We start from the raw sequence: 1,236 nt of genomic DNA, 5'->3' as shown, positions 1-1,236 counted from the left end.
TGTAGTGGTCTAATGAAACCGGACACCCATTTAGGCGAGAATGCTCGCCAGATCGAGGTGTCAGATGACCAAACAACGCCGCTCCTTTACTCCTGAATTCAAACGCGAGGCTGCCGACCTCGTGCTCAAGCAAAACTACAGCTACATCGAAGCTAGCCGTTCACTCGGCGTCGGCGAGTCGGCCCTGCGCCGCTGGGTTGATCAGGTTCAGCAGGAGCGCCAAGGCGTCACTCCACACAGCAAAGCGCTGACCCCGGAACAGCAAAAAATTCAGGAGCTGGAAGCCCGGATTGCCCGCCTTGAACGGGAAAAGTCGATATTAAAAAAGGCTACCGCGCTCTTGATGTCGGAAGATCACGAGCGTACGCGCTGATCAATCAGCTGAGCGTCCATGAGCCGATTGATTGGCTGTGCAAGGTGTTTGACGTCACTCGCTCGTGTTACTACGCCCAGCGCCTTAGGCGCCGAACACCTGATGTCGAACGGCTTCGGTTGCGCAGCCGGGTGAGCGAGCTGTTCTCGCAAAGTCGCAGTGCTGCGGGCAGCCGCAGCATCCTGTCGCTGATGCGTGAGGACGGTGAGCAGCTCGGTCGATTCAAAGTGCGCAGCCTGATGCGCGAGCTTGATTTAGTGAGCAAACAGCCCGGATCACATGCCTATAAACGAGCGACAGTTGAACGGTTGGATATCCCGAACATCTTGAATCGGGAGTTCGATGTTCCGGCACCCAACCAGGTGTGGTGCGGCGACATCAGCTACATTTGGGCGCAAGGAAAATGGCATTACCTGGCTGTCGTGCTGGATCTTTGCACACGCCGGATCGTGGGCTGGGCGTTGTCGGAAAAGCCGGACGCTGAGCTGGTGATCAAGGCGCTGGATATGGCTTACGAGCAGCGTGGCAGGCCTTCGGATCTGCTATTCCACTCGGACCAGGGATCGCAATATGCAAGCCGACTCTTTCGCCAGCGGCTGTGGCGTTATCGCATGCGCCAGAGCATGAGCCGGCGGGGAAATTGCTGGGACAACGCGCCGATGGAGCGCGTGTTCCGCAGCTTGAAAACAGAATGGATACCGACCACGGGCTACAGAACGGCTCAAGAAGCCCAGCGTGATATCAGCCAATTCTTGATGCATCGCTACAACTGGATTCGACCCCATCAATTCAACGGTGGGTTGGCGCCAGCGCGGGCCGAAGAAAAACTTAACGTCGTGTCCGGGATTAGTTGACCACTACAA

1 protein-coding gene is annotated in these 1,236 nt (G+C 56.9%); it reads left to right on the top strand.

The window, feature by feature from the left end:
- The first annotated feature begins 64 nt into the window (after nucleotides 1–64).
- Nucleotides 65–1,227, top strand: a protein-coding gene (locus tag J1D76_RS27795; protein WP_421141560.1) for an IS3 family transposase whose coding sequence is annotated in 2 segments (ribosomal slippage) — nucleotides 65–320 and nucleotides 320–1,227 — 1,164 coding nt in all. Because the reading frame shifts where the segments join, the coding sequence is not laid out codon by codon here.
- Nucleotides 1,228–1,236 lie beyond the last annotated feature (9 nt).

It is taken from the genome of Pseudomonas sp. NFX15 (genome assembly GCF_049132105.1).
In the GTDB taxonomy this organism is placed as follows: Bacteria; Pseudomonadota; Gammaproteobacteria; order Pseudomonadales; family Pseudomonadaceae; genus Aquipseudomonas.
The sequence above is the reverse complement of the archived record's forward strand: the minus strand, read 5'-3'. Positions and strand labels throughout refer to the sequence as shown.